General features: G+C 64.7%; 19 protein-coding genes. 11 read left to right on the forward strand and 8 right to left on the reverse strand.

What is annotated here, in order from left to right; genetic code table 11:
• Positions 1–70 precede the first annotated feature (70 nt).
• Both QQ658_RS12865 and QQ658_RS12870 read left to right on the forward strand, forming a co-directional pair.
• Positions 71–1,588 (forward strand): purine-cytosine permease family protein, encoded by a 1,518-nt coding sequence (locus QQ658_RS12865; RefSeq protein WP_286025236.1) that lies wholly within the window; start codon positions 71–73, stop codon positions 1,586–1,588.
• Complete coding sequence (locus QQ658_RS12870; protein ID WP_286025237.1) at positions 1,581–4,322, forward strand: hypothetical protein; 2,742 nt, start codon at positions 1,581–1,583, stop codon at positions 4,320–4,322. The genes QQ658_RS12865 and QQ658_RS12870 overlap by 8 nt, the downstream gene beginning before the upstream one ends.
• Here QQ658_RS12870 and QQ658_RS12875 read toward each other — a convergent pair.
• The 5 genes from QQ658_RS12875 to QQ658_RS12895 form a co-directional block, all read right to left on the reverse strand.
• On the reverse strand, positions 4,315–5,271 hold the full coding sequence (locus tag QQ658_RS12875; protein ID WP_286025238.1) for an ROK family protein: 957 nt from the start codon (positions 5,269–5,271) through the stop codon (positions 4,315–4,317). The genes QQ658_RS12870 and QQ658_RS12875 overlap by 8 nt on opposite strands.
• Positions 5,268–6,140 carry a carbohydrate ABC transporter permease gene (locus QQ658_RS12880; RefSeq protein ID WP_286027117.1) on the reverse strand — a complete coding sequence of 291 codons (873 nt, stop codon included), beginning with the start codon at positions 6,138–6,140 and terminating at the stop codon, positions 5,268–5,270. Before QQ658_RS12880 ends, QQ658_RS12875 begins: the two co-directional genes overlap by 4 nt.
• Before the next feature lie 5 nt (positions 6,141–6,145).
• A complete protein-coding gene (locus tag QQ658_RS12885; protein WP_286025239.1) occupies positions 6,146–7,087 on the reverse strand; it encodes a carbohydrate ABC transporter permease in 942 nt (313 codons plus the stop codon).
• A 140-nt stretch (positions 7,088–7,227) separates the two neighbouring features.
• Complete coding sequence (locus tag QQ658_RS12890) at positions 7,228–8,538, reverse strand: extracellular solute-binding protein (protein ID WP_286025240.1); 1,311 nt, start codon at positions 8,536–8,538, stop codon at positions 7,228–7,230.
• Between the two features lie 97 nt (positions 8,539–8,635).
• Positions 8,636–9,793: an ROK family transcriptional regulator gene (locus tag QQ658_RS12895; protein WP_286025241.1), complete on the reverse strand. Its 1,158-nt coding sequence runs from the start codon at positions 9,791–9,793 to the stop codon at positions 8,636–8,638.
• An 83-nt stretch (positions 9,794–9,876) separates the two neighbouring features.
• Here QQ658_RS12895 and QQ658_RS12900 point away from each other — a divergent pair, with 83 nt between their 5' ends.
• From QQ658_RS12900 to QQ658_RS12910, 3 genes are all read left to right on the forward strand, one after another.
• Positions 9,877–10,959, forward strand: coding sequence for a family 20 glycosylhydrolase (locus QQ658_RS12900; protein ID WP_286027118.1), 1,083 nt, complete (start codon positions 9,877–9,879; stop codon positions 10,957–10,959).
• A gap of 129 nt (positions 10,960–11,088) precedes the next feature.
• Positions 11,089–11,469 (forward strand): BMC domain-containing protein, encoded by a 381-nt coding sequence (locus QQ658_RS12905; protein ID WP_286025242.1) that lies wholly within the window; start codon positions 11,089–11,091, stop codon positions 11,467–11,469.
• Between the two features lie 8 nt (positions 11,470–11,477).
• Entirely contained in the window at positions 11,478–12,104 is a 627-nt protein-coding gene (locus QQ658_RS12910) for a EutP/PduV family microcompartment system protein (protein WP_286025243.1), read from the forward strand.
• 110 nt (positions 12,105–12,214) lie between these two features.
• Here the strand turns inward: QQ658_RS12910 and QQ658_RS12915 are convergent, their stop codons facing one another.
• Positions 12,215–13,240, reverse strand: coding sequence for a LacI family DNA-binding transcriptional regulator (locus QQ658_RS12915; protein WP_286025244.1), 1,026 nt, complete (start codon positions 13,238–13,240; stop codon positions 12,215–12,217).
• Entirely contained in the window at positions 13,237–14,193 is a 957-nt protein-coding gene (locus QQ658_RS12920; RefSeq protein ID WP_286025245.1) for an aldose 1-epimerase family protein, read from the reverse strand. The genes QQ658_RS12915 and QQ658_RS12920 overlap by 4 nt, the downstream gene beginning before the upstream one ends.
• A gap of 212 nt (positions 14,194–14,405) precedes the next feature.
• On the opposite strand from QQ658_RS12920, the gene QQ658_RS12925 reads away from it, so the two are divergent.
• The 5 genes from QQ658_RS12925 (at position 14,406) to QQ658_RS12945 (ending at position 21,748) form a co-directional block, all read left to right on the forward strand.
• Entirely contained in the window at positions 14,406–16,016 is a 1,611-nt protein-coding gene (locus QQ658_RS12925) for a xylulokinase (RefSeq protein WP_286025246.1), read from the forward strand.
• A 53-nt stretch (positions 16,017–16,069) separates the two neighbouring features.
• Positions 16,070–16,759: an L-ribulose-5-phosphate 4-epimerase gene (locus tag QQ658_RS12930; RefSeq protein WP_286025247.1), complete on the forward strand. Its 690-nt coding sequence runs from the start codon at positions 16,070–16,072 to the stop codon at positions 16,757–16,759.
• Between the two features lie 162 nt (positions 16,760–16,921).
• Positions 16,922–18,430, forward strand: coding sequence for an L-arabinose isomerase (gene araA, locus QQ658_RS12935; protein WP_286025248.1), 1,509 nt, complete (start codon positions 16,922–16,924; stop codon positions 18,428–18,430).
• Positions 18,431–18,682: 252 nt separating this feature from the next.
• A complete protein-coding gene (gene poxB / locus QQ658_RS12940; RefSeq protein ID WP_286025249.1) occupies positions 18,683–20,404 on the forward strand; it encodes a ubiquinone-dependent pyruvate dehydrogenase in 1,722 nt (573 codons plus the stop codon).
• A gap of 30 nt (positions 20,405–20,434) precedes the next feature.
• A complete protein-coding gene (locus QQ658_RS12945) occupies positions 20,435–21,748 on the forward strand; it encodes a ClC family H(+)/Cl(-) exchange transporter (protein WP_286025250.1) in 1,314 nt (437 codons plus the stop codon).
• Here the strand turns inward: QQ658_RS12945 and corA are convergent.
• Positions 21,745–22,875 carry a magnesium/cobalt transporter CorA gene (corA, locus tag QQ658_RS12950; protein WP_286025251.1) on the reverse strand — a complete coding sequence of 377 codons (1,131 nt, stop codon included), beginning with the start codon at positions 22,873–22,875 and terminating at the stop codon, positions 21,745–21,747. The two genes, QQ658_RS12945 and corA, sit on opposite strands and share 4 nt — an antisense overlap.
• A gap of 672 nt (positions 22,876–23,547) precedes the next feature.
• Between corA and dnaB the strand changes: the two genes are divergently transcribed.
• Complete coding sequence (gene dnaB / locus QQ658_RS12955) at positions 23,548–24,891, forward strand: replicative DNA helicase (RefSeq protein ID WP_286025252.1); 1,344 nt, start codon at positions 23,548–23,550, stop codon at positions 24,889–24,891.
• Positions 24,892–24,895: the final 4 nt, after the last annotated feature.

Genomic DNA, 24,895 nt, shown 5'->3' on the forward strand with positions numbered 1-24,895 from the left:
GACGCTCTGAAATCGGGTTTCACGCTCTCGTAGACTCGCGCCGGAACCCACCGGACCCAGGAATGAGCGAATGTCTGACGACGGAGCAGCCACCACCACAATCACCGCGCCGAGTGGCGCCGAGACGAACGGCGTCAACCCGGTGCCGTTGAACGAAAGGCGCGGCAGGTCCCGGGATCTGTTTGCCGTCTGGTTCGCCTGGAACGTCTCGATTATGGGCGTCGGCTACGGCATCTACGTCTACGGGCTGGGGCTCAGCCCGCTGCAGGCAATTCTTGCCGGGGTGGCCGGATACGCCGTCTCATCATTCTTGGTCGGCATCTTGTCGGTCGGCGGCCCCAGAACGGGACTGCCGACGCTGACTCAGACCCGATTCGCCTTCGGATATCACGGCAACAAGATCCCGGCCGCCTTCGCCTATATCTCGAATATCGGCTGGAAGGTCACGATCATCACCTTGGCGTCCACGACCGGCGCGAATATCTTCGCCAGGCTGTGGCCCGCCCAGTTCGCCACCGCCGGCGGGCGCCCGGTCATGTGGCTGATCGGGACTTGGTTCGTTGTCGTCCTGGTACTGACCATGTGGTTCGCGCTCGCCGGCCATGCGCTGATCATGCGTGCCGAGAAATGGATCTCGTGGTTGACCGGGCTGATGTCGATCGTCTTCTTATTCATGATCATCCCGCACATCGAGTGGGCAAATCTCGTCAACCAACCGGCTGGATCGCCCTTGACGGTAATCGGCGGCGCGGTGATGGCGATGACCATGGTCGGCCTCGGCATGCTCAACTACGGCGGTGACTTCGCCCGCTATCTTCCGCCCTCCACCCCGGCCCGTGGAGTCATCGGCTGGTCGACACTGGGTATCTCGCTGCCGGTCGGCGTGTTGCTGATTCTGGGTGTGCTGCTGGCAGGGTCCAATCCTGATCTCGGCGCCCAGGCGGCCATCGATCCGATCGCGGCGCTCACCGGTCTGCTTCCCACCTGGTTCTTCGTTCCGTTCAGCGTCGTCATCGTGATCTCGCTGGTCTCAGCGGCAATGACCGGCATCTACTCGTCCGGGTTGGCTCTGATGGCGGTGGGCTTACCCGGCTCACGGATGATGGTCACCACCGTCAATGGGCTCATCATCGCGGCAGGAGCGTTCTACCTGCTGTTCATCTCCGACTCGTTCCTGGCAACGTTCCAGGCTTTCCTCGCTCTCATCGCGGTACCGATGGGCACCATGGGCGGCATTCAGCTCATCGACTTCATCCGGCAGCGACAGATGGGCTGGGATGTACGGATGGCCGAACCCGCCGGTCTTGGCGGACGCTCCTGGCGTTGGACGGCGGTCACCTCGCTGGTCGTCGCGACCGTCATCGGGCTCGGTATGGTGACATCCGCTGACCCGAACATCGCGAAGTTTGTCGGCTTCCTCCTCACCCCAGAACAACGGGCAGGAGTCATCGGGACGAGCAACGTGGGCGTGGTGGTGGCCATGGCCGTCGGCGCTGCACTGTATGCCCTACTCACCTTCGCCTTCAGGTTCGATCCTCAACCAGATCGCTCGAGGCGTCCTGCGTCCAAGGTCACGGCCAATGAATGAGGTAACGGTTCCGCAGGCCGCCACCGAGATCTGCTCGGACGGAGGCCGAGCAGAATTCGCCCACCCGGGCCCGTTCAATGCACCCGCTTGTTACTGGTTCTGGCATCGTGTTCCGAGCCCGGACGAGATCACCACGCAGGTCGCCACGATGCGCCGGGCGGGGTATCAGTCCTTCCAGATTCAGACCAGGCTGTCCTTTCCACTCGATCAGTACCTATCGGACGACTATCTGGCTGCCTGCCGCTTGGCTGCCGAGCAGGCCCGCAGGCAGAACATGATCGTCGGCATCTATGACGAATACAACTGGCTGAGTGGCCACGCCGGCGGGCGTGTGGTCGCCGGTCACGACGACCTGAGAGAACGCCACCTCTTTCATGTAACGGCACCGGTCGACCACGGGCACGCCAGCGCACAGATCTCGGGCATCGTCCCCGTCGATGTTTCCTATTTGCTCGAACCCGGCATGAACTGGGTTTTTGAGGGCGGCGAACCGAAGTGGGACGAGTGGACGCTGATCGCGGCGGTGCTGCACGATCAGCCGACCGGCCTGCGGCCCGGCCCTTCTTGCACCGACGTCACCGGTTCGGTGATTGACGTCGAAGGCCACGCCGACGGCTGCGTCCTGGGTGCCGATCTGCGTGGCGAGCACCTCGGTGATGGTTCCCGCGTGACCTTCTTCGTGGCAGCTCGCTGCGCCACCAGCCGGATGATCAACTACCTGATGCCTGCCGCTGCCGAACGCTTCACCGAGGTCGGTCTGAGCCCATATGCCCGCGCCTTTGATGGCTATCTCGGCTCGACGGTGCGCTATGTCTTCTTCGATCAGCCACATGCGTGCTTCTTCACCTGGGACCAAAACTGCGGGACTACTGCGTCCACCTTGATGTACGAGGAGGGGTTCTACTCTGCGCTGCGCGAGGCAGCCGGTGGCGACTGGATGCCGATGCTGCTGAGCCTGGCCGAGGACACCGGTGAGCGATCGGCGATCCTTCGGGCACGATTTTTCGAGGAGTACGCAAGCTGTGGCATCGATGCGTTCTTCGGCACATTGTCGCGCTGGTGTCACGAACACGATCTGCTGCTCACCGGCCATGAGGTGCTCGGGCACGTCTCCACCTGGGATCCGACCGGCACCGTCATCACCGATGACCCGCGCACCAACTTTGGTGTCGACTATTTCGGCATCGACTCCTGGCGAGATATCACAGCAGCCGATGCCCGCAACGACTATCCACAGTTGTCAGCCAAGTTCGGTGATTCGGTCGCCCGAGCTCACGGACGCTCGGGTTGCATCATCGAACAGTACTTCGGACGCGTCGTGCCCGGCTCTCACTTCGCCGCCGGATGGTGGGAGCTGACCCTGAAGCAACTGCGCGCCCAGACCATGCGTCACCATATCCTGGGCATGAGGCAGCTGCTGATGCACGCCTTCTGGCTGACCGACGGATTCGACGGCGAGCAAATGTTCAGCAATCCGCGCTTCGACTTTGCGCCCGGAATCAACTTCGAGCCATGGTTCGGTTATCACCGCAGCTTCGCGGACGAGTCCGCGCGGGTTTCGGTCTTCTGCGACGGCATGACGGCTTTGAGTGAGGTCGCCGTGCTCTATCCACTCGCCACCGCCCAGGCGCACGGCCCGGGCCACGAGTTCGGCAAACACACCGCTTTTTGGACCGAGCACCTTGCCCGGGCCGGATTCGACTATCACCTTGTCGATGAGCGCGAGTTGCTCGGTGCCAAAGCGACCGTTGATCGGCTTCGGCTGCCCCATGGACGGAACTACTCCGTCATTGTGCTGCCGGCAGCGCAGACGCTGTATGACTCCCGGGTGATCGACGTGCTCGAGGCTTATCAGGCATCCGGCGGGCGGGTTCTGTCGACCGGTGCACTGCCGTCCGAACTCACTCATCGAGGCCGAGCTGTGCAGACGAGTTGGGCTCCCCGGATTCGTTGGGACGAGATTCCCGATTGGCAACTCGCTCGAGCAGCTGTGCTCGAGGGGTTACCGACCCACGTATGGGTCGAGGATGAATCGCCCGATTCGGGGCAGCTGTGGGTTCGCCGGGGACGCCATGCCGATGTGTTCCGCGTGATGGCGTTCAATGACTCCGACACCCGCAAACCGGTCGTATTGCATACCGGAAGGGCTTTCGGCCAGGTGCGGTTCTGGAATGCGGACGACGGCACGATCTCGGATTGGCAACGAGTCGAAGGCGATATCAGGCTCGTCCTCGATCCCGGGCAGGTCCTGCTGATCGAAGTCGAACCGGGTGGCGATACCCTTCCCCGCACGAGAACGCTCGCCGAGGGCTGGACCATCAGTTTTGCCGGCGGCATGAGCTCACCTATTGAAGTGATTAGAGGCTGGGAGACCCAAGGTTTCGCCACGATCAGCGGATTCGGTAGCTATCGCCACACGTTCGTCCTTTCGGACGAGGACACTGCCTTCGACTGGCAGCTTGACCTTCCGGTCGTGCACGGAAGTGCGACTGTCGAGGTGAATGGTGAACCTGCCGGAGAATTGCCGTGGGCACCGGGACGGGTCACTATCGCGCGTCGGCTCCTCGCATCTGGTGATAACCACTTGACGGTCACCGTCGCGTCTTCGGCGGCCAATCACTACTATGCGGGCACCCGACTGCAAGGTGTCGGCCTCGCGTCCTGCGGTCTCGGGTCGGTTCCGCTGCTCCGCCCGGTGCTGCCGGTAACCGAGCTGCGCCACAGTGTCAGGTGAGCCCCGATCGGGTGAAGGCCGATAGCGCGGCACCCAGCGTCCCCACCTGCAGGTGCGGGTCGACGATGACCAACCGAGATGCCAGGTCGATCTGCTGCAGGAAAGCAGACGATCGTGCCCGACGGTCGAGTTCGTTCTGCAGCCCGGCCAGCAAGCGATCGCCCAGCCGGGTGACCCCACCCGCCAGAAAGATCGTTCCGACATCGACGGTCAGGCCGAGCACGGTCACGGCGTGGGCCAACGCGCCCAGCCATTCGTCCCGGGCTTCGATCGCCTCCGGAACCCCGCCGGCCGCGGCGTCCAAGAGGGCAACCGCGGGGCTGCCGTCCGAGGTTTGCGGCCACATCCTCGCCACCGCGCTGCCCGAGGCATAAAGCTCCAGGCAACCCCGCTGGCCGCACGCACAAGGCAACCCGCCGGCCCGGTAGACCAGGTGTCCGATCTCACCGACATTTCCACGGGCCCCGACCCGGGGCTTGCCGTCCAGCAACAAGCCCGCGGCCAGCCCCGTCCCGATCGACAGCAACGCGACATCGTCGCCCACGCCCAGTGCGTGCGCAGCGCCCAGCATCGCCGCGGTGACATCGTTCACCATTACCGCAGGCACGCCCAACCGTGCGGTGACCATCGCGGCAAGCGGCAGATCATCCTGATCGATGCCGATGTTCACACCATGTGACACGGTGCCGCAGGCGGCGGACACCACTCCCGGAACTCCGATGCCGATCGCGGCCAATTCGTCCGTACGCATGCCCCGGGCAGCAAGCAATTCGGCCGCGACCTGCGTGATCGTCGCGATGACGCCTTTGCCGCCGCGCCGAGTCGGCCGCGTCACCGACGCCAGCACGTCATCTTGCCCGCAACCCGCCGGACGCACTGCGTACAGCACCCCCTGCGTCTTGGTGCCACCGAGATCGATTCCGATGACGAGGCAGTCAGGGGCGCTCATCCCTTCACCGCTCCCGACACCAGCCCCGAGGTCATCTTGTTCTGCACGAACATGAAGAAGATGATCACCGGAACCGCGATCAATGATGAAGCCGCCATCACCTGAGCCCAGTCGACGCCACGGTTGACCGACGCGTTCAGGAAGCCACGCAGCCACAGCGGCAGGGTTTGGGCGGACGCATCGGGCAGCGCCACGAGTGCGATGGTGAATTCGTTCCAGGCCTGCAAGAATGCGTACACCCCGGAGGCGACCAGGCCGGGCGCGAGTAGCGGAAACGTGATGCGCATGAAGGCTTGTGGACGCGACAGTCCGTCGACCATCGCGGCTTCCTCCAGATCGGCCGGCACACCCGCCACGAATCCCCGGAGCATCCACACGGTGAACGGGATCACGGCGGCCGAATACAAAATGGTGATGCCGCCGACCGAGCTGAGCCCGAGCATCGGCACCTGCTGACCGACGGTCGACAGCATCTTGTACTGCGCGATGAACAGCCCCTCGGCGGGAAGCATCTGGATGAAGAGGACGGCCAGCACGAAGGCCTTGCGTCCACGGAACTTATAGCGGCTGATCGCCAGCGCGGCCAAGAAGGCGAAGAACAACACGAGGCCGACGGTCAGCAGCGTGATCGCGAGGCTCATCCGCAGCGCCGAGACGAATCCGGGGTCGCCAACCACCGCGCGGAAATTGGCCCAGGTGGTGTTGGTGGGCCAGAACGAGGGCGGAATCTGGCGCAACCGGGCGTTCGGCGTGAGCGCCGACAGCAGCATCCAATAAACCGGAAAGACCCAGACCAGCGCCAGCAGCAGGCCGCCGATGTTCGCGATCAGTCGGGCGGAGCGAAAGCTCTTCCGCCGCGGCTCAGGCATGGCTCTCACTGCTCGTCCTCCTTCATCAGCGAGCGGACGTAGGGCGAGCTCAGCACCATCGTCAAGATGAGCACCAGCAAGGAGACCGCGGACGCTCCGCCGAAGTCCTGGCGTCCCATACCCAGTTCGTAGACCAGGTTGCCCAGCAGGTTGGTGTCGGCCACCGGAGAGCCGGCATCTTGCAGCAGCCTGATCTGCGCGAAGACCCGCAGATCCCAGATGATCTGCAGCAACAACACGATCGACAGCACGGGCCGCACCATCGGCAGCAGAATGTAGCGCAGTTGCTGCCAGCGGGACGCGCCGTCGATCGAGGCGGCCTCGGTGATCTCACCGGGCACCTGGGTCAACCCCGCGTACAGCGACATCGCGACGAACGGCACCGACATCCACACGATGATGCAGGTCGCCACGAAGAAGAAGGTGCCCGGCTGCGACAGCCAGGAGAAGCCGCGGAATTGCTCCAGGCCGAGCGTGGCGAGCAGCCAGTTGATCACACCGCTGCGGTAGTCGAACAGCCACCGGAACACGGTGACCGCGGCGACCATCGGCATCGCCCAGGCGAGCAGCAGGCAGACCTGAATGATGATCCGGACGCCACGGTTCACCGCCCTCATCAGCAGCGCACAGCCGAGCCCGATCAGCACGGTGACGAACGCGTTGACCAGGCAGAACGCGATGGAGCGTCCCAGTATTGCCCACAGCCGGCCATCGGCGAACACCCGCGCATAGTTGTCGAACCCAGCGAATTCTGCCGACTGGCCGAACTGCTGGGCGAGGCCGAACTTCTGGAACGAGGTGATGATCTGCCAAAGCACCGGGTATCCGAGCCCCGCCAGCAGGATCACCACCGCGCCCAGCAGCAGAACATAGGGCGCCGGGTGCACCTTCTTGTGGTGCTCGGCAGACCCGGTGTCTGCGCTGGTCACACTGGTGCGAGAAGACATACCAACTCCGCTAACACTGTTTTTTATCTGAGCCGGACGGCCTGGTTGCCGGAAAGCGAGCCCATCTTTTCCCTTCGGCTCGCGGCAGCAACCAGGACGGCAGGCGACCCCAAGCTATGAGGCCCAAGCCAGACCTACGACTACGACTCGCCATTCAGCATCGGAGTCAGCGTCTCGTCGTACTCCTTGGCGAGCGCGCTGACGTCGCCGCCGTCGGCGATCTTCTGGAAGAGTTCTTCATAGACGAAGGCACCTTCGACCGCCGCCCACCCGGGCGCCGCCGGGGTGAGCTTGGAGACCTCGGCGGTCTCGACCATGGTCTCGGCGAACTTGTCGTCACCAAGCGAAGACATGAAATCGGAGTTGGCCGGGCCGAGTCCGTTCTCACCGAGCATCGTCTGGTACTCCTCCGAATAGACGATGCGCAGCAGATTCTTCGCCAGCTCGGGGTTCTGCGATTGCGCGGAGATGGCAATGTTGGATCCGCCGGCGAAGACCGGTGCGATTCCGCCGTCGAGACCAGGCAGCGCGAAGATGTCGTACTTGGAGGCATCTTCCATGCCGTCGCGCACCTCTTCGCCCTCATCGTTGGTGGTCAACTCGCCGATCTCCCAACGTGCCCAGTTCGGGGCCATGATCGTGGCAGCTTCGGGAGCAGCACCGTCGGTGCCGTCGTTGATGAAGTCCCAGTAGGCGACGTCGCGTTCGGTGGAGGGCAGATTCGAGGCGTTCTGGTAGACGTCCTGCCACATCTCGAGGCCCTCGATGGTCTTCGGATCCGACAGCGTCGAGGTCCAGGTGGTGCCGTCGACGCTCGCCAATTCACCACCGTTGGCGAACACCCAGGAGATGCCGTTGCGCCAGTCCTGGCCGCCCATGGCGAACCCCGACATCGAGTCGGTCTTCAGCTTGGCGACGTCCTCGTTGAATTCGGTGAGCGTCGCCGGCTTGTCGAGCCCCGCCTCACTCCACACGTCCGCACGGTAGAACATGTAGCGGGAGCCGAAATAGTAGGGCAGGGCGTAGTTCTTGCCGTCCACCTCGCCGACCTCGACGAACGACGGAATGAGCTTGTCGCCGCCGAGTTCGTCATACATGTCGGAGATATCGAGGAAGGCTCCCACCGTGGTGAAGGTCGGCGACTGGGTGTTGCCGATCTCGACCACATCCGGCGTGTTCTCGGCGTCCGGTAGCGAGGTCGTCAGCTTTGAGACGAGGTCTGCCCAGTTCTGTTCCTCGATCGTCAGCGTCGATCCGGGGTTCTGTTCTTCGAAGGTGGTCTTCAGGTACTCGCGCAGTTCGTCGGGAGTATCCGATCCGGCCACCCACATGGTGATGTCACCGGGCTGCGCGGACGCCGAGGCTTGCCCGCCTCCGCCCGATGAGCAGCCCGCGAGCGCGAGCATCGACAACGCCGCGAGTGCGGCGACTGCCTTTCCGGATTTCTTCATTTTTGGTTCCTTTCAGGACGGCGCCGGTGGCGTCTATGGAGGAATACTTCTTCGGTTGTCGGTTTGGTCGCAGGTCAGGGTTGTCGGATAGGACTGGTCATGCGATGCCCAGCCGATCCGAGAGGACGAGCACCGCCGCGCCCCGCAGCGCTCCCTCGTCCCCCAGCCGGGACACTCCGACACTGAGGGCCCGATGGGAACGGGGCAGGGTGCGGGCGATGATGGTGGCTCGGGTTTCGGCCAGCAGCGGGCCGCGCAGCAGGTCGTCCGGACCGGAGACGACCAGCTCGGTGATGTTCAGTGTCGCGACAACGGGCGCGAGCACGCGTCCGAGCCGTTGCCCGACCGCGCGAAGGTGGCGTTGCCTGGCTTCATCCGTGTCCAATCCGGCCATGGCCCGGCGCAACGCCGGGGTGGCGAGCAAGGTTTCGAGGCAGCCGCGGCGTCCGCAGGCGCACATGATCGGCGCACCCAGCACCTCGTCATCGTCGCGTTCGTCAACGACGGTGACGTGACCGATCTCGCCGGCGGCATCGCGTCCGCCGCGCAGCAGCACGCCCCCACTGACCAGCCCGGCACCCACGCCGTAGCCGATCACCAGCCGCAACAGTCCGCTGCCGTCGGCGCCACCGAAGGTGAACTCGCCCAGGGCGGCACAGTTCGCGTCGTTGGCCACCAGCACGGGCACGCCCAGCGCGTCGGTGAGGTCTCGGGCGAGTGGCAGATCGTGCCAGCCGCGGTTCGGCGCCTCTTCGACGACACCGTCCGGGCTCACGATTCCCGGCGACGATACGCCGACTCCCAGGATCCGGTGATCGGCGGTCTGCACGACCCGGCGGCAGAACTCGGTGAGCGCGTCCAACCCGGTCTGGCCCGCCGGGAGTCTGCCGGCTTCGCTGTGCCGATGCACGACCTCGCCGGTGAGGGTGAGGATCGCGCCGGTGAGCACTCCTTCGTTGGTGAGGCTGATGGACGCCAGCTGCCAGTGCTGATCGGATAGCCCGACCAGGGTCGCCTTCTTACCGACCTTGCCGGGCTCGGATTGTGCGAGCCCGAGGTCGGTCACGAACCCCTCGGCGGACAGTTCCTCGACGACCGCCGAGACCGTGACGCGGGTGAGCCCGGTGGTGCGGGCCAGCTCTGCCCGCGAACCCGGACCCGACCCGAAGAGCTGTTGCAGCACCACCGACCGGTTATGGGCGCGGGCCGACGCGGGAAGCGCCTTCCCGATGCTGCGGAGCTCTCGATTGATCACGATATTAGTAAAGCATCTTTACAATTAGGTTTGCCAGTGCGGTCCGGCTACTGTGACCTCATTGCAACATTCGGGGGTTGAGCATGGATCCGCTGTTCGGCTGGCGCGGCCTGAGCCTCGACGTCGCCAGGAGTTTCTTCGGGGTCTTGGATGTTGAGCTGGTGCTCGACCTGATGGCTTCGCTCAAGCTCAACGTCATGCATCTGCATCTGAGCGACGACCAGGGCTGGCGCATCGAGGTGCCGGGCTGGCCGCAGTTGACCGAGCTCTCGGGCCCAACGGCGGTGGACGGCAATCCGGGTGGCCACTTCGGTCGCGCCGATTGGGATCGGCTCGTCGCCCATGCCCATCGGCTGGGCATCGCGGTTGTGCCGGAGATCGATGTTCCGGGCCATGTCAACGCAGCACTGCACGCCGTGCCCGGGCTGAATCCCACCGGTGTCGCGGCCCCGCCCTATGGCGGCATCGACGTGGGCTTCTCCACCTTGTCGCCCGCGGCTGCGGAGATCGGAAGGTTTCTGCAAGAGGTGCTCGGCTATGCCTGTGAACTGAGCGGCGGCTGGGTGCACATCGGCGGGGACGAGTCGCATGCCATCGGTCATGACGACTATCTGTCGATGGTGAAACAGGCGGTGGCGATCGTCCATCGGCGAGGGTGCCGGGTCGTCGCCTGGCAGGAGGCCGCCGAGGCCCTGGAGCCCGGCGACATCGTCCAGGTGTGGGACGAACGGCTCGATTTCGGGCAGGTCCGGGCGGCCGCCGAACGCGGCGTCCGGGTGCTGTTGTCACCGGCAACCCGGGTCTACCTCGATCAGAAGTACCACGAGGCGTTCCCGCTCGGATTGAGTTGGGCCGGCACCTTCGACTTGCGCGAGGCCTTCGAGTGGGACCCGTTCGAGATAGTCGCGGATATCGAGCGGGATTCGGTGATCGGGATCGAGGCCTGTTTGTGGACCGAGACGATCCGCAGCACCCACGACCTGACCATGATGCTGCTCCCCCGGCTGGCCGCAGTCGCCGAGATCGCGTGGCGAGGGTCGGGAGTCGGACGCTGGGACTCATTCGTCAACGACGTCACCGCCCTGTCCCGGGGCTGGGACGCCCGCCGGATCGCCTGGTATCGCTCGCCCGGCATCGACTGGGCCGGCCCTGATCCGATTCGGTGATCCTGCTGCACGATCTGGCCGTCTTCCACCGTCGCGGCTGCTGCGGGCCTGGGCCATCGTCCTAGACTCCGAAGAAGAGCAACGGGTTCCACCCCGACCGGCGGCAACGACAGATGGACATTGAACGTCATGGACTTGAGTGACTTCGGCACGATGCACGAAGGCAAGATGCGCATCATCCAGGAGACGGTGCCGGGCAAGCAAGTCACCTTGGCCCACATCATCGCCAGCCCGGACGAGATCATCTACATCAAGCTGGGCCTCGACCCTGCGGTCGACTATGACCAGGCGGCCATCGGCATCTTGTCGATGACCCCGTCCGAGATCTCGGTGATCGCCGCCGATATTGCGATCAAGGCGGCCAAGGTCGACATGGGCTTCATCGACCGTTTCAGCGGCACGCTGATCTTCACCGGACGCATCGCCAATGTGCAGGCGGCGCTGTCGAGCATCCTCAGCTACCTGAAGAACCGGCTCGGCTTCACCATCTGCGAGGTCACCAGAACCTAGTAGGGCAGATGCGCAAGATCATTTTGATGGGCCGCAGCGAGACCGGCAAGACCACGCTGCGGCAGGCACTCAACGGCGGCGCCCTCAGCTATCAGAAGACCCAATACATCGGGCACGAGAACGTCGTCATCGACACCCCGGGCGAATACGCCGAGACCTCCGATCTCGCCCGCGCGCTCGCTCTTTACGCTTATGAGGCCGATGTCGTCGGCCTGCTGCTGAACGCCACCGAGCCGTACTCGCTGTATCCGCCGTGCTGCACGGTGACCTGCAATCGTCCAGTGATCGGCATCATCACCAAGATCGATTCGCCGGACGCCAACGTTCCCCGGGTGACCCGCTGGCTGAAGCTGGCCGGTTGCACCGAGATCTTCCCGGTCAGCGCCTATACCGGCGAGGGCATCTGGCAGATCCTCGAATACCTCGCCGAACCCGGTGACGTGCTGCCGTTCGAGAACGAGGCGGAGGCCAACCGCCCACGCATGGTGCTGTCGGACAAGTGGGGCGAGGTCGATCAGACCGGCACCTCGGGACGCCGCTCCTGGTCGCAGATGCACGGCCATTTCGAGAAGGCCCGCGAGGCCCGCCTGCGGATGTATCGCGAGGCCGATCCACACGATCCGGCGCTCGGCTGAGCACATCGCCTGGGCGGCGTCCGTGATTGCCGCCGCGAGCCGAAGAGAAAAGATAGGCTCGCTTCCCGGCAATCGCTATCGCCTCGAAGCTCGAGTTTGATCGCCGCTGCTCACACTCTCGGCGCAGCGGTCGAGGCACGGACGCGCAGCTGTGCGGACACCGGGGCCAGATCAGGTTTCTCACCGCCGAGCGCCGCGAGGGTGGCCTGCATGACCTTGAATCCGAGCGCGGTGAAGTCTTGGTGCACGGTGGTCAACGACGGGCTGAAGTGGTCGGCGCCGGCGATGTCGTCGAACCCCACCACCGAGATGTCGCTCGGCACCGAGACGCCCGCCTCGTTGAAGGCGGCCAGCAGCCCCAGCGCCATCTGATCGTTCGCCGCGAAGACGGCCGTCGGCAGCGACCCGCTCAGATCGGACGCCCAACTCGCCAGCAACTCCTGACCGGCCGCGAACCCGCTCGCGGCCGTCCAATCACCGAAGACGACCTGGGTGGCGATGTTGTGGCGCTCGCATGCGCGTTCGGCGGCAGAAAGGCGCTGCTGGGCGTCCACCCAGTCCTGCGGGCCGGCCAGCAGGACGACCCGGCGGTGCCCGAGCCCGGCCAGATGATCGATCGCGGACGCCGCACCGGCGGCCTGATCGACGCTCAGCGTCATCAGATCGTCCACATCGTCGGGACTGGGGCCGACCACGATCAACGGCACGTTCAGTTGCAGTTCGGCGGTGCGGCGCAACAGCGCCTCACGAGACGCGATGACGACCAATGCCTCCACGTCATGGTTGAGTGCATCGTTCACGGCCTCGGTCAGGCCGCCGGGCGCCACGTCGCGCAAGGTCGCCAGCAGCGTCATGAAGCCGTGCTTGCGAGCTGCCTCTTCGATGGCAGCCAAGGTGCTGGTGGGGCCGTACAAGAACGACCCCACGGCGATGATGCCGATCAGTCCCGAGCGCTGGGTGACCAGCGTGCGGGCGGCATTGTTGCGGCGGTATCCCAGTTCGTCGATGGCCTGGTGAACCCGCTCCCTGGTTTCGGGACGTACCCCGGGGAAGTTGTTGATCACCCGGGAGACGGTCTGGTGGGAGACCCGGGCGCGCTCGGCGACATCTCGCAGGCTCGGCGGCCGTCCGTTCACGCATCCTCCCCCAACGCGCCGATCGTCCATGATGACGCAAAGCTCGCGCCCGGTTCGAGGACGATCAGGTCGTTGCCGCTGTTGAAGGCATCGGGCGGGCAGGTCATCGGTTCGACGGCCAATCCACTGCGATTCAGCTCCGGCTCCGGACGATCGGCGGTGTGCACCTGCACCCAGGGCAGCTGCGCCGGATCCCAGGTCATCGCCACGCCCTCGCCCGATGGGGTGCGCAGTTCGACTCTTGCGAGCCGGTCAGCCCGGGCAGTGACATCGGTGAACGCATGGTCGATGAAGGTTGACCCGATGGCACGCGGTCGGCGGAAATCCAAAGTTCCGCCTTCGAACGATGCGACCGGACGCTCCGCCACCGGCAGCAGACGGTCGGGTGTGACCTCCAGAACCGCTGCCGCCGGGACTTTTAGCGTCCAATCGTCGACGTGGCCCGGCCCGGCGACCAGATACGCGTGCGAGCCGAGTGCGAAGGGGGCGCGGACCTCACCCAGATTCGTGGCGCGCACCGACCAGTGCAGGCCCTGATCGTCCAACCGGTAGGTCGCCTGCACGCCCAGATCGGCCGGATAGGCCTGCTGCGCCACCAGCCGGTATTCGAACGTCACCGAGGACGCGTCGCGCTCGCCGATCTGCCAGTCGGCCCAGATCGCCAGGCCGTGCAGGGCGTTGCCCCGCTCCGGTTCGTTCAATGGAACCTGATACTCCACGCCGTCGAAGACGTAGCGTCCGTCGGCGATCCGATTCGGCCACGGCACCAGTACCGCCCCCCGGAAGGCCGGACGCAGCGCGTTAGCCTCGAACCCGGCGACCAATTCTCGTCCCTGATAGGTCAACGATCTCAGGCTCGCCCCGACCGAGGCGACGGCCGCTTGGTATGGCCCCCAGGTGATGGACGCCTGATCACCGCTGACCGGACGCCGGGTGAACAGATCTGCTGGCATGGGAGCCCTTCCTGTAGACATCTGCTGCGATCGCGCGAACCGGTCATGACTAGGACTTTCACCACGGACGTCGACGACCGACAGACCTTGAACCGGTTCCTGCTTGTCCAAAATGTTATCGTTCTCATCTTGCGCTCCGCAAGGCTTCGGGTTATGTTGTGTGAACGGTAACATTCGGGTCGCAGGCGACCAGGACGGACTCAAGGATGACGATGTCGACGACAGATGACGCGAGCAGCGCGGCCACCACACTGGCGAACGGCAATGCCCGGCTGGGCATCGAGCTGGGCTCGACCCGGATCAAGGCAGTGATCGTCGGCGACGGCGAACAGGTACTGGCCAGCGGCGGGTTCACCTGGGAGAACCAGTACATCGACGAAACCTGGACCTACTCTCTCGATGCCGTCTGGCAAGGCATCCAACAGGCATTCACCGCGGTCTGCGCAGCCGCCGAAGTCAACCACGGCGTGCATCCGATCCGGTTCGCCGCCATCGGCATTTCGGCAATGATGCACGGCTACCTCGCCTTCGACCAACAAGGACATCAACTGGCGCCCTTCCGCACCTGGCGCAACACCTCGACGGGCCCGGCGGCCGCCGAACTCACCCAGCTCCTCGACTTCAACGTGCCGCTGCGCTGGTCTGTCGCGCATCTCTACCAAGCCGTATTGAACGGCGAGCCACACCTGGCCGAACTCGATTTCTGCACCACGCTGGCCGGATACGTGCACTGGCGGCTGACCGGACGCAAGGTTCTCGGGGTGGGCGATGCCTCCGGCATGTTCCCGATCGATGACGCAACCCATGGCTGGGACCAGACCCGCCTGGCGAAAGTGGACGCGCTGCTCGCCGAACACGGCGTCAGTGTGCGCGTGGAAGACGTCTTTTCCCGGCCGTTGGACGCCGGCGCCGACGCCGGCACGCTGACCGCCGAGGGTGCCCTGCTGCTCGACCCCACAGGGCGGCTCGAGGCCGGCATTCCGCTCTGCCCTCCCGAAGGCGATGCCGCTACCGGCATGGTCGCCACCAACGCGGTCGCCCCTCGCACCGGCAATGTCTCGGTCGGCACCTCGATCTTCGCCATGGTCGTGCTGGAGCGTCCACTGGCCCAGGTGCACACCGAGATCGATCTGGTCACCACCCCGGCCGGAGACCAGGTCGCGATGGTGCACTGCAACAACGGGGCCAGCGAGCTCGGCTCCTGGGCTGGGCTCTTCACCGACTTCGCCGAGCGGATCGGCGCTGAGGCCGACACAGACGCGATATTTGCCGCCCTGCTGGGCACGGCGCTGGCCGGCGAGCCGGACGCCGGAGGGCTGCTCGCTTTCAACACTCTGGCCGGCGAGCCGATCACCGGTCTGACCGAGGGGCGTCCACTGGTGGTGCGCACGCCCGGCAGCGATTTCACGTTGGCCAACTTCATGCGGGCGCAGGTCTACGGCATGTTCGCAGCGCTTTCCATCGGCATGCGAACCCTCGCAGAAGAACATGTAGCACTCGACACCATGTATGCCCACGGCGGCGTCTTCCGCACCGCGGGAGTTGCGCAGCGATTCCTCGCGGCGGCCATCGACACCCCGGTGGCCGTGTCGACCACCGCGAGCGAAGGAGGAGCCTGGGGCGTGGCAGTGCTGGCGTCCTATCTGGTGAGTGGCAAGGGCCGCACCCTGCCCGCCTTTCTCACCGAGGACGTCTTCGCGTCCGTCGACACACAGTCCATGCCTGCCACCGGTGAAGATGTGGCCGGCTACCAGCGATATCTCGAGGCCTATGAGGCCGGGCTTGCCGCCGAACGCGCAGCCGTCAAGGCGCTGCCCAGCTAAACGCTCGTCGTAGCGCCAAACGAACCTCTTCCATCACCGAAGGAGATCAAGAAATGAATGAACTGGCGGCCTACTCGGCCGAGACGCAAGCCGAGATAGCCGAGGCCCGCGCAGAGGTCTGCGCGTTGCATTCCGAACTCACCCGCTGGAACCTGGTGGTTTGGACCGCCGGCAACGTCTCGCAGCGACTGCACACCGCCGACCTGATGGTGATCAAGCCCTCGGGCGTCCGCTACGACAAGCTGACCCCCGAAGACATGGTGGTCTGTGATCTCGACGGCAACCTGATCGATGGTGAGCACTCCCCGTCGTCCGATACCGCGGCACACGCCTACGTCTACCGGCACATGGCCGAGGTCTACGGCGTAGTACATACCCACTCCACCTATGCCACCGCCTGGGCCGCGCGCGGCGAGGAGATCCCCTGCGTGCTGACCATGATGGGCGACGAGTTCGGTGGCCCGGTGCCGGTCGGCCCGTTCGCCATCATCGGCGATGACTCCATCGGACGCGGCATCGTCGAGACCCTGCGGGGGTCGCGCTCACCGGCCGTGCTGATGCAGAACCATGGCCCGTTCACCATCGGCAAGTCGGGCGAAGACGCCGTGAAGGCCGCCGCGATGGTCGAGGAAGTGGCGCACACGGTGCATGTCGCCCGGCAGCTCGGCGAGCCGCTGCCGATCGCCCAGGATCTCATCGACCGGCTCTACGACCGCTACACCAACGTCTACGGCCAGCACTGACCCCGCCAGCTGCGGATCGTCGCCTGCGGGTCGTCCGAACAACGCATCCGCGCCCGAAATACGCAGACGCGCCCGAGATATCGGGCGCGGGAGCAGATTTCGGGCGCATCAAGAATCACCAACCAGCTCTCCACACCAGCACTAGTGACAAAGGTGTAAACAATGAAGAACCCCTTCGAAGGCAAGCAAATCTGGCTTCTCACCGGCAGCCAGGGCCTCTACGGCGAGGAAACTCTGGCTCAGGTAGCCGAGCAGTCTCAGCAGGTCGCGGCCCTGCTGAACGACTCGGGCGACATCCCGGTCGAGGTCGTCTGGCGTCCGGTGCTGACCGACTCCGAGACGATCCTGCGCGCCATGCTGGACGCCGACTCGGACGATTCGGTGATCGGCGTGATCTGCTGGATGCACACGTTTTCGCCCGCGAAGATGTGGATCCGCGGCTTGGAGGCGCTGCGCAAGCCGCTGCTCCACCTGCACACCCAGGCCCATGAGCAACTGCCGTGGAGCACCATCGACATGGACTTCATGAATCTGAATCAGGCGGCCCACGGCGACCGCGAGTTCGGCTACATCCTGACCCGGCTCGGGGTGCCGCGCACCACGGTGGTGGGCTATGCCGGGCAGCATGAGGTCACCCAGCGCATCGGAATCTGGTCGCGGGCTGCCGCCGGCTGGGATGCGGCTCAGCACCTCACGCTTGCCCGTTTCGGCGACAACATGCGCTACGTCGCCGTCACCGAGGGCGACAAGACCGAGGCCGAGATCCGTTTCGGCACCTCCGTCAACACCTGGGGCATCAACGATCTGACCGATACCATCGCCGAGGTCACCGACCTCCAGATCGACTCCCTGATCGCCGAGTACGTCGAGAGCTACGACGTAGTACCGGAGTTGCTGCCCGGGGGCGAACGCCACGAATCGCTGCGCTACGCCGCCGCTCAGGAGGCCGCGCTTCGGACGCTGCTGGAGCAGGTCGGCGCCACCGCCTTCACCGACACCTTCGAAGATCTCGGTGCGCTGAAGCAGTTGCCCGGGCTCGCCGTGCAGCGGCTGATGGCCGACGGCTACGGTTTCGGGGCGGAGGGTGACTGGAAGACCGCGGTGCTGGTGCGGATCGCCAAGGTGATGGGCTACGGCCTGCCCGGCGGGGCCAGCCTGATGGAGGACTACTCCTACAACTTTGTGCCCGGCGAGCAGAAGATCCTCGGCGCCCACATGCTCGAGGTCTGCCCCTCACTCTCGGACGACAAGCCGAAGCTCGAGATCCATCCGCTGGGCATCGGCGACCGGGAGGATCCGGTGCGGCTGGTCTTCAACGCGACTCCGCGTCCGGGACTGGTGGTCGCGTTGAGCGACCTTCGCGACCGCTTCCGGCTGACCGCCAATGTGGTCGACGTCGTAGAACCCGATCAGCCGCTGCCCAAACTGCCGGTGGCTCGCGCCGTGTGGAACCCGGCCCCCGATCTGGCGACCTCGGCCGCCTGCTGGCTGGCGGCCGGCGCCGCCCACCACACCGTGATGACCACCGCCGTCGGGTTGGATGCCTGGCGCGATTTCGCCACGATCGCCGGTGTCGAACTCGCCGTGATCGACGAGGACACCACCCAGACGAAGTTCGAGTCCGAACTCAAGTGGAGCGCCGTCTACTACCGGGTCGCCCAAGGATTCTGAGCCACGGCACCGAGCAACCTCCAATCGTGGGGCAGATCCGATCTGGCCGGGTCTGCCCCGCTCCACCCACGTGCGCGTCCGCCCTCGGCGGACATCGGCGGCTCACGTCGCTACCCGAAGGGGGCTGAGGGTATCCTTACCCGCAGGAGATCCCCAAATCTGCTGTGAGTGTCTGCCGAGCAGGCAAAATCGGTCCTGCAAGCAGACTCTCCGCTATTCGTGAGTCTCATCAATCGTCGTGGGAAAGAAGAAATGGTCACAGTAGCCAAGAACATGGTCGACACGCTGGCCGCGAGCGGAGTGAAGCGGGTCTACGGTATTCCGGGAGATTCGCTCAACGGCTTCACCGACGCGCTGCGCGATTCCGGTATCGGCTGGGTGCATGTACGCCATGAAGAGGCTGCGGCTTTCGCCGCCAGCGCCGAGGCGGCACTCACCGGCGAGCTCGCGGTCTGCGTGGGCAGCTGCGGTCCGGGAAACCTGCACCTGATCAATGGCCTTTTCGATGCGCAGCGGTCCCGCGTCCCGGTGCTGGCCATCGCCGCGCACATCCCCACCTCCGAGATCGGCTCCGGCTATTTCCAGGAGACGCATCCGCAAGAGCTCTTCCGTGAATGCTCCGTCTACGTCGAATACGCCGCCGATCCGGTTCAGATGCCGCGCGTCATGCGCACGGCCATGCAGGCCGCGCTCGCCCAGAAGGGTGTCGCCGTCGTGGTCATCCCCGGCGATGTCGCGCTGGCCGAGGCCGTGGACGAGACGGTCACCGCCGTCAGGGCAGCCACCCCGAGCGTGATTCCCGGCGAGGACGAGCTGAAGCAGGCCGCCGAGTTGCTGAACAAGTCCAAGAAGGTCACCATCTTGGCAGGCGCCGGCGCCGAGCACGCTCACGATCAGGTCGTGGCGTTGGCCGACAAGCTGGAGGCCCCGATCGTCCACACGCTGCGCTCCAAGCAGTTCATCGAGTACGACAACCCCTTCGATGTCGGCATGACCGGTCTGCTCGGGTTCGCGTCCGGCTACCGGGCGATGGAGGGTTGTGACACGCTGCTCATGCTGGGCACCGACTTCCCCTACCGTCCATTCCTGCCCGACGACGCGAAGGTCATTCAGATCGATCTGCGCGGCGAGCACCTCGGACGCCGGATCCCGCTCGACCTCGGCCTGGTCGGTGACGTCGCCGGCACCGTGGACGCCCTGCTGCCGCATCTCAAGCATGAGCGCAACCGCAGCTTCTTGAAGGATTCGCTGGGCCATTACAAGAAGACCCGCGCCAAGCTGGACGATCTGGCAACTCCGCGCCGCGGCAAGCAGCCGCTGCATCCGCAGTATGTCGCGAAGTTGATCGACGAGATCGCCGCCGATGATGCGGTGTTCATTCCCGATGTCGGCTCCCCGGTCATCTGGGCCGCCCGCTACCTGAAGATGAACGGCAGGCGCAAGGTGATCGGCTCGTTCATTCACGGCTCGATGGCCAATGCGCTGCCCCAGGCGGTCGGTGCAGCCTCGGCCTTCCCGGGCCGCCAGATCGTCGCGCTGTCGGGTGATGGCGGCGTCGAGATGCTGCTCGGCGAGCTGCTGACCCTCACCCAGAACAAGCTGCCGGTGAAGGTGATCGTGTTCAACAACTCCTCGCTGAACTTCGTCGAGTTGGAGATGAAGGCGGGTGGTTTCGTGACGACCGCGACCGGTCTCGACAACCCGGATCTCGCCGGTATCGCCAGCGCGGCCGGGCTGAAGGGGTTCAAGGTCGAGCGCTCCGACGAGCTGCAGGCCGTGTTGAAGAAGGCCTTCGCCTACGACGGTCCCGCCCTGGTCGACATCGTCACCGAGCGCCAGGAACTCACCATTCCGCCGTCGGTCAAGTACGACCAGGCGAAGGGTTTCGCGCTCTATGCGATGCGCACCCTGCTGTCGGGACGCGGTGACGAGCTGGTCGATCTGACCCGCGCTAACATGCACCAGATCTTCTGATCCGGGCGGAGGGCCTTAGACTGCTGTCCCGTGATCCGATCGCCCCGCTCCGTATGGAGTTCATTCGCTGACCGGGTCCGTCACCTCTTCGGATCGCGCCGCTGGCGGATCGCCCGTAATGGGGTGCTCGCCGGGCTGCTGGCGGGGCTGATCGGCAGCGCCTACCGGGCGATGATCGCCGAGACCTCGGGCGTTGCTCGCCGGATCTACGAGTTTCTGGGTTCGGAGGGCCCATTGCCGCTCGTGGCCTGGATGGTAGCTGCCGGATTGGCGGCATTCGCCACGTCGAGGCTGATCGTCTGGGAGCCGATGTCGTCCGGCTCCGGGATTCCGCAGGTCAAGGGGATCCTGGAGCACAAGATGACGATGCGTCCGCTGCCCGTGCTGGTGGCCCGCTTCGCCGGCGGGACGATCGGCTCGGTCTTCGGGCTCTCGTTGGGACGCGAAGGTCCCTCCATTCATCTCGGAGCGGCAAGCGCCCAGTTGCTCGCCAAACCCCTACGAGCCACCTCCGAGGAGCAGGATCATCTGCTGACCAGCGGGGCAGCGGCCGGTCTCTCGGCTGCGTTCAGCGCCCCCGTCTCGGGCATGTTGTTCGGCATCGAGGGCCTGCATCGCAGCTTCTCGCCGCTGGTGATTGCGTCCGCGTCCACCGGGGCACTCGCGGCCGACGCGGTGGCCACCGCGATCTTCGGACCGCACCCGATCTTGCAGTTCGGCACCGTCGACGTGCTGACGCTGCCGTTGTTGTGGGTGGTGCTGCCACTGGGAGTGGTCGCGGGCCTGGTGGGTTCGCTGGTCAATCGGCTGCTGCTCGCCTCCCAAGATCTGTTGGGCAAATTGCCGACGACAGCGCGGCTATTCGTGGCACTGCTCATCGCACTGCCCTGCGGCCTGTGGCTTCCGCAGGTGCTCGGCGGCGGTGAGCGTCTCATCGGCTGGGCCGAGTTCGAGGCGACCGGGCTCGGCATCGTCGCGCTGCTGCTCGTCGCAAAGATCCTCTTCACGTCGACCAGCTTCGGGTCAGGAATCCCCGGCGGCATCTTCATGCCTATCCTCGCCATCGGCACTTTGACCGGCGCCGGTTACGCGATCGCGGCACAGACGCTGGGCCTGCCCGGCCAGTACCAGGCGATTCTGGCGGTGTGCGGCATGGCCGGTGTACTCGCGGCAAGCGTGCGGACCCCGCTCACCTCGATTCTGCTCACCGCCGAGATGACGGGCAGTCTGGCGCATCTACTTCCGGTCGCAACCGTCGTGGTCATCGCCGTGTTCACCGCGGACGCCCTGCGCATTCCGCCGATCTATGACGCGCTGCTCGAGCGCAGTCTCGAAGGGCCCTAGATCCACCCTTTGCGGTGAAAGACCAGCCACATCACGACGGCCGATATCAGCATCATGCCTATCGCGTAGGGATATCCCGCTGCCCAATCCACCTCCGGCATATGGGTGAAGTTCATGCCGTAGATACCGGTGATCATGGTCGGGACGAATAAGATACCGGCCCATGCCGAGATCTTCTTCATATCCTCGTTCTGGGCATTGGACGCCTCGGCGAGGCTCTTCATCTCTTCGTTTTGCCGCTGCGCGACAAGCGCCGCATTCAGCGATAAAACGTCGCGGAGAGTCGTCCGGAAACCCTCGATTTCCTCCAATGCACGGGCCGAGTGATCGGCCACGTCGCGCAGGTATTCCTGCAGGTCGTCCGAGACCTCGTATTTGCTGAATCCGCCCGCCAAGCCGCCGATAATGGCCCGCAGCGGACGCACCGCCTCGTGAAAATCGACGACTTCCTGGCTCAATTCATAGATACGCCGCGAGACGCCGGCCGAGCCGGTGAATACCTGATCCTCGATCTCTTCCACATCGTTGGCCAGACCTTCGAGCACCGGCGCATAGCCATCGACCACCGCGTCCAAAATCGCATAGACGATGCCTTCAGGCCCGAAGGAAAGCATCTGCGGATCGGCTTCCATCCGGCGGCGCACCACGCTCAGATCGGGCGAGCGCCCGTGCCGGACGGTGATCACGAAGTTGGCGCCACTGAAGATGTGCAACTCACCGAATTCGATCTCTTCTGCCTCGTCGATATAGCGGGCCGCCCGCAGCACCAAGAACAAGGTCTCGTCATAGCGCTCGAGTTTGCTGCGCTGATGAGCCGAGATGGCATCTTCGACGGCGAGCTCATGCAAACCGAATTGTTCGCCGAGTTCGATCAAATCGTCCGAATCGGGTTGATAGAGACCGATCCAGGCCATCGAGCCCGGGATTTCTTGAAGCTGGGCCGCCGCCTCGGCAAGAGAATCGGGACGCGAGATGCGTTTTCCGCCGACATAGATCGCATTTCCGGTGACGGTTCTCGGTTGCTGTTCGGGGGCGATGGGGACCCGTTTGACCGGGGTCGGGAAACCGAAATTTCCGCCCAGGCGAGGCGGCTGATCACGTGCGGCAAAAGGACGATCGGTGGTCATATCTACTCTCGATCTTTCGGGGAGGCGGGGTGTGGCCGGGCAACGGCCGAAGCTGCGGAAAGGTGCGAAGAAATCAATTCCGCGGACTAGGAGGTTCACTGGGCATACCAGAACCTCCTTTCTGATCGGACGCGAGAGTCGATGTGGCAATTGTGTCACTTGACCAGCCGGACCGGCAAAGCCGAATACCACTGACAGCCGACCTCGCAAAAAGCGCCGCTAATGAACCGGACGACACCACCAGCGCACCGCCCGCCGATTGTTCGGCTCAGGTGGATAACTTCGTCCTGGTTGTGGACAGCCGATTGCACCCCTGCGGCGTCATCGGCCGCGCCGTGGGCGAAACGCCCGGATCGCAACTATCTCGCGACACGCCGAGGAATCTTTGAGACACCGGCAGAGTCACCAATTTCACCTTGTCAAGTCGCATTTGCTGGATGAAACTCGGTCATGCTCGAAGTGTTAACCACATCGTTGTCCACCGACGGATCGGCGAGTTCCACAGGCTTGCGTGGTTCTCCACAAGCCTTGTGGATAACTTCGTTTGACAGCTCGATGCGGTGCTTCTAGTCTGCCGTGGACAGCGGGTTAGGACGGGGCGTCCTTCGACAGGCAGCACCTGGTAATGGTGGATGGCGTAAGCAACGATTTTGCCGGAGAGGGAGGGGCACGATGTACGACGATGCGCCCGGCGCACCCTCCGGAATCGATCGCACTCCCCCACAGGATTTCGCGGCCGAGCAGGGCGTGCTCGGCGCCATGCTGATGAGCAAGGACGCGATCGCCGAGGTCCTGGAGGTCATCAAGCCGGCGGACTTCTATCGTCCGGCACATGAATTGATCTATCAGGCCGTCATCGACCTCTATGGCCACGGCGACCCGGCCGACCCCGTGACGGTCGCCGCCGAGCTCGACCGGCGCGGCGAACTCTCCCGGGTCGGCGGCCACGTCTATCTGGCCGACCTGTTGTCGTCCATCTCGGTGGCCGCGAATGCCGCCTACTACGCGAAGATCGTGCACGACAAGGCGGTGCTGCGCCGCCTGGTGGACGCGTCCATCAAGATCGCCCAGCTCGGCTATCAAGGCCAGGGTGAGGTCGAGAACATCGTCGACGTCGCCCAGCAGACCATCTACGAGGTCTCCGAAGGGAAACGCTCCGAGGACTACAAGCCGCTGCGCGAACTGCTGGAGCCCACCTACGATGAGATCGAGGCCATCGGAGCCCGCGGTGGCGGCCTTTCGGGAGTGCCGACCGGGTTTGCGAAGCTCGACGAGCTGACCAACGGCCTGCACGGCGGACAGATGATCATCATCGCCGCCCGGCCTGCGGTCGGCAAGTCGACGCTGGCTCTCGATTTCGCCCGCTCGGCGGCCATCAAACACAAGCTGACCACGGCATTCTTCAGCTTGGAGATGAGCCAGTCCGAGATCGTGATGCGTCTGCTGTCGGCCGAGGCAGGCGTGATGCTGAACTCGATCCGCAACGGCAGCCTCGGCGAGGACGAGTGGTCCCGGATCGTGACCCGCACGAAGTCGTTCGAGGATGCCCCGCTGTTCATCGACGATTCCCCCAACCTGACCATGATGGAGATCCGGGCGAAGGCCCGCCGGCTCAAGCAACGCCACGACCTGCGTTTCGTGGTGATCGACTACATGCAGTTGATGAGTTCGGGCAAGAAGGTCGAGAGCCGCCAGTTGGAGGTCTCGGAGTTCAGCCGCCAGATCAAACTGCTCGCCAAAGAGCTCGACATTCCGGTGGTGGCGTTGAGCCAGTTGAACCGTGGCCCCGAGCAGCGCGGCGACAAGAAGCCGATGATGAGCGACCTGCGTGAATCAGGTTCGCTCGAACAGGACGCCGACATCGTGATCCTGCTGCACCGCGAAGACCTCTATGAGAAGGACAATCGTCCCGGTGAGGCCGACCTGATCCTCGCGAAGCACCGCAATGGACGCACCGACACCCTGCCGGTCTCCTTCCAAGGCCATTTCAGCCGCTTCACCGATATGCCGGATTAGCGGC

The organism is Propionimicrobium sp. PCR01-08-3, from assembly GCF_030286045.1.
Taxonomy (GTDB): domain Bacteria; phylum Actinomycetota; class Actinomycetes; order Propionibacteriales; family Propionibacteriaceae; genus Brooklawnia.